Origin of the sequence: Mesorhizobium sp. M7A.F.Ca.AU.002.02.1.1, assembly GCF_003998535.1 — a bacterium.
Lineage (GTDB): Bacteria > Pseudomonadota > Alphaproteobacteria > Rhizobiales > Rhizobiaceae > Mesorhizobium > Mesorhizobium ciceri.
Genome location: NZ_RZPB01000553.1, coordinates 1 through 4117, shown reverse-complemented (window position 1 = coordinate 4117; position 4117 = coordinate 1). Strand labels below are relative to the sequence as shown.

Annotated in this window: 4 protein-coding genes and 1 pseudogene; all 5 read right to left on the bottom strand. The window is 63.5% G+C overall.

Annotated features, from left to right (window positions below):
* Window positions 1–279, bottom strand: a pseudogene (locus EN879_RS26525) (RimK family alpha-L-glutamate ligase); the annotation flags it as partial.
* A 134-nt stretch (window positions 280–413) separates the two neighbouring features.
* On the bottom strand, window positions 414–1370 hold the full coding sequence (mch, locus tag EN879_RS26520; protein ID WP_024504391.1) for a methenyltetrahydromethanopterin cyclohydrolase: 957 nt from the start codon (window positions 1368–1370) through the stop codon (window positions 414–416).
* Window positions 1367–2461 (bottom strand): ATP-grasp domain-containing protein, encoded by a 1095-nt coding sequence (locus tag EN879_RS26515; RefSeq protein WP_063167856.1) that lies wholly within the window; start codon window positions 2459–2461, stop codon window positions 1367–1369. The genes mch and EN879_RS26515 overlap by 4 nt, the downstream gene beginning before the upstream one ends.
* 13 nt (window positions 2462–2474) lie before the next feature.
* Complete coding sequence (locus EN879_RS26510; protein ID WP_013532031.1) at window positions 2475–3368, bottom strand: NAD(P)-dependent methylenetetrahydromethanopterin dehydrogenase; 894 nt, start codon at window positions 3366–3368, stop codon at window positions 2475–2477.
* Between the two features lie 29 nt (window positions 3369–3397).
* Window positions 3398–4117: beta-ribofuranosylaminobenzene 5'-phosphate synthase family protein (locus EN879_RS26505; protein ID WP_127274339.1), on the bottom strand; the 720-nt coding region annotated here is incomplete at its 5' end.

Genomic DNA, 4117 nt, shown 5'->3' with positions numbered 1-4117 from the left:
ATTCCATACGGGAACCGACAGTCTGCTTAACGCGTGCAGCACCCCGAGGCGCCGGGTAACCGCTTCGAACGATCCGGCGGCGATCGAACGGACGAGCACGGCGTCGGGCAGCGTGCCGCCGAAGCCGGGGATCGCAAGTCCGCTCGGGCTGCTGGTATCGAATGCGATCGCCGCCAGCGGCACGGCTGTAACGGCGGCGCCCCCCCGACCAAGTCCTGCCGCCAGGCCGTTGGAGCCGGTGTCCACTTTGTCGCTGACGATCAGGATGCGAGGGATCATGTGGCCTCTCGGGTGCGGGAATGTCGGCGGCGCGAGCGATTCCAGGCCCTCATGGCAGCGTCCGCGGCAGGGCTGCACGGAAGGCAGTCGCCGGGCGGGCGAATGACAGACGAATCCCTTTGCACCGCCATGCCCTAGCCGAGACTCCGTTCGAGCATCTTCAGATCACGCCGACCGGCGCGAAAAGTATCGCCGGTTTCGATCGCTGTCACGATCACTTCAGCCGGGCTGAACAGCAACGGGTCGATGGCATAGAAATCGCCCTTGAACCGCGTGAATATCTCGGCGAAGGGTTGGCCGTAGTCCCGTGAGGCGCTGCTGGGAAGTTTTTCCGCGAGTTTGCCAGCCTCCTTCGCCGATCCTTTGACGAAGAGCTGGACGCTGCCGCCATAGATGATGGCATCGTTGGTTCGGCCCATAGCGGTCAGGAAATCCGGATGGGGGGCGGGGATCGGCGCCGTTCCGATGCCGTCGACAACGTTTTCCAGCGGGAATTTGAGATCGTTGATCTTGTGCAGGGCAACCTCGAGCGCGCGCGCCACGATCTGCACGCCGCCGGCAAGGCTTTGTGTCGGCGCATAGAGGAAGGTGAGCTTTTCCGTCGCCAGTCCAGTTGCCTTGCTCACTTTCTCAACGGTCGCGCGGGGAGGCGGTTCGGCCGTCTCAAGGATAAGCACCGCGGAAGATGCGATGTCGTGATAGGAAAGTGTTTCGAACAGCGGTTCGACCCGGGCGAGGGCCCGCGCAGGCCCAGATCCCATCGCAAAATAGTCCTGGCCAGACAGGTTCCAGCCCGCATACTGGCTGCCCAGGCAGGCCAGCACCGGCTGCGAAGATCGCGCTTCGACGGTGAACGGCCATTGCTGTGACGCGCGATCCATGAACACCGAAACGCTGCCGAGACCGCCCATCGCAGCCTCAGCCATGCGCATCCCGGCCTCGACGCTGCCGACGGTCTTGGCGCCGGCATCGATCAGGCGCTCGCCCAATGGTCCCCTGGAAACGACGATACGCAGGCGTTCGGCGTCGCCGATCATGCCGTCAACGATGCGCTGTGCATTGTCGTTCAGGAATGCCGAACCGTCTTTCATGTCCGGTCTCCTTCCCATTGGAGTTGCAATTGGCTGGCTTGTCCCTTGATGAGCCGCTTGGTCGATTGGGCGCTCGGACCGCGCGCGAAGACCGTGCAGACAGGGTCGCCGGCAATCAGACGGGTGCCAGCCGACTGTTGGTCCGCTGTCCATTCAGGCCAGGCAATCGACGGAAAGTGAGTGATTGGCGTCGCGGCGTAGGTCACCATCGACGCCATCGAATCGACGAAGCGCGGCAAGCGGAAGACCTGACCCGTCGCGGCGCGCAGATGCGCTTCGATCAATGGCGCGTCAACATCGTCGAAAATGTCGAGGGTGGCGCCCGGCCTCGGATTGATCTCGATGAACGTGTAGCCATCTGGTCCACGGATCAGATCGGCGCTGCACAATCCAAGCAGGCCGGCGCGCCGCGTCAGACTTGAGAGCCAGCCGCCGATGACCGCCGCCTGTCTGCGATCGAAGCGTCTCAACCGTACGGCGCCGCCGTAGCGATAGGGCGCTGTGGGGGCGGGAGACGTCCATTGGTGGCTGAAACCCACGAGGTGCGCGGTTTGACCATTGCCGACGAACAGGGCCGAGATGCTGCGACCGGCAACGAAGCGCTGGAAGTAGCGGCCGGCGGTCGGGCTTTCTCCGGCTGCTCGTCTGACGTGTCCGCCGCCGGCGCCGCCCGCGGTCTTGACCACCCAGTTCTCCGGGTCAGGCGGCTGGTCCCATCGCAGTTGCGGATGCGGGATGCCGAGTTCGGCACAATCATCGGCCAGCAACTGCGGATCCTTGATCCTGCGGATCGCGGCGCCGCCATTGCCGGCGAGCCGAAAGTGTCGCGCGATTTTGTCCACGGTCTCAGGCATCCGCTCAAACCCTGAGCCCAGGACAATGGCGGCCGGCAGGTCGTCGCCAGCCAATCGCCGAAGCGTGTCGATGATGCGCTCGCCGTCGATGCCTCCTTGCAGGTCGCCTGGCAGCATTGTCGCGCGTTCTGCGAGCGCGACGGTGTCCGTATCGCAAAAGAAATCGGCGACCAGCGGACGATAGCCGGCGCGACGCGCGGCGGCGGCCAGCCCCCGGCCTGAAATTGCCGCGATCAAAAGAGATCCGGCGTTACTTGGCAATCTCGCGTGCAAGGGAAAACGCTTCCTGAAAACCGAGCGTGATCGTCTTTTCGGATTCGATCATTCTTTTGAAGAGACCGAATTCGACCTTATATTTGACATTGCCGATGGCAAGCGGACCAATGCCGACAGCTTTTGCCGCATCGAGTGGATCACCATTGGCATTGACGGCCAATCCTTCGATGCCGGCCGGGGGAACGGCATTGACGTCGGCCGCAATAAGCAGGTCATTGCCTTTCAATTGGGCTTTGGAGACCACCTGGACGCCAGCTTTGGCGCAAGCCAGGATAATTTCGTTGGCTTCGACCAGCTTTGTCTTGCGGGCGTCGCTCGATCCGTCAGCCGCATCGACGGTGAGGTGGAACCTGCTTTCGATCTCGGCCGCGATCTGCTTGACCCGTTCGATGCCGTCATGGCCGACAAGTGTGACCCGGGCACCTTCCCCTGCCGCGATGACGGCGGTGCAGAAGCCGACGACGCCGGTGGCGCCGAAAACAGCCACTCTCGTATCCCTGAGCGCACGCTGGAATTTCTTCTCCAGCGCCTTTTCGACCTTGGCCACCATCGCCGCGGCTGTGGTGAACGAGCCGGCTGGATCGGCAAATACCGAAACCTGGAAAGGCGGCACCATCGCCTTCTTCGCGGCGTCGAACATGTCGAGCGCCAACGAGGCATCCTTCCCGGCGATGAAGATGCCGGTGTCGACACCCGCATCCGGCGGGCGTGAAAAGATCGCGTCCTGGACCAGTCCCGTCACTTCGGCCAGGCCCACATCGACATAGGGGACGACGGCGTCGAAACCTGCGTCGAGCGCCATGTTCACGTCGAAGGGGCTCATCTGCTTCAACGGTGTCAGCATGTGCAGGATGTGTTTGCGGGCCATTTCTTGCCTTTCTGCCTGAAACTGAAGCGTCAGCTGCCGACGAGATCCAGCCTGGTTGAACTGATCTTCGCGCCGGAGTTCCTGCCCTTGACGATCTTGACCTCAAGGCCGCCCTCAACTGTCGTCTTCCGAACCGCGTCGACGAACTTGAGTGCGGCGTCCTGCGATGGCGCGAAGGCAAAGCCTGTCGGCCCCCAGGAACTCTGGCCGATGCCGACGGCGCCTGCTTCATTGAGACAGTGGGCCACCATCTCGACCCGCTTCGAGGTGAACACGCCGCCCTGGGCCGGGGCGAAATGGCTGCCGATCAGCATCTGTATCGCGGTGACGGCGGCGCCGAATGCCGGAAGGTCCCGCTCGACCAAAGCCGGCATTATGCCCATCAGCACCCTCCGGCAGATCTCCCCACTGCCTGCCGTTGGGAATGGCGGCAGCGAGCGAAACGCCGCAACCTCGGCTGCTCCATGCAGTCCATGCCCGGAATGGTCGAGGATGAGGAGGACGCGCCACTCTTCCGGAAACGGCAGCCGCGCGACGACCGGAGGCGTTCCGCCGCGGTCGTTCTTGCCGGCGTCGACTATGACGCCGCCGTCTTCGAAACTTGCGATGCCGATGCCGGATCGGCCGCCCCGCTCGAGCAGGTTAGCGTCGCCGGCGATGTCCAGAGGCAGATTGTGGAGCGTGCGCAACGCCGAGGCGACGGCAAGGGCGATCTGTGTGCCGGAGCCCAGACCCGCATGACTGGGGAT

Coding starts and splice junctions, on each gene's coding strand:
- mch (WP_024504391.1), bottom strand. CDS start 1,370: ATGAAAGACGGTTCGGCATTCCTGAACGACAATGCACAGCGCATCGTT.
- EN879_RS26510 (WP_013532031.1), bottom strand. CDS start 3,368: ATGGCCCGCAAACACATCCTGCACATGCTGACACCGTTGAAGCAGATG.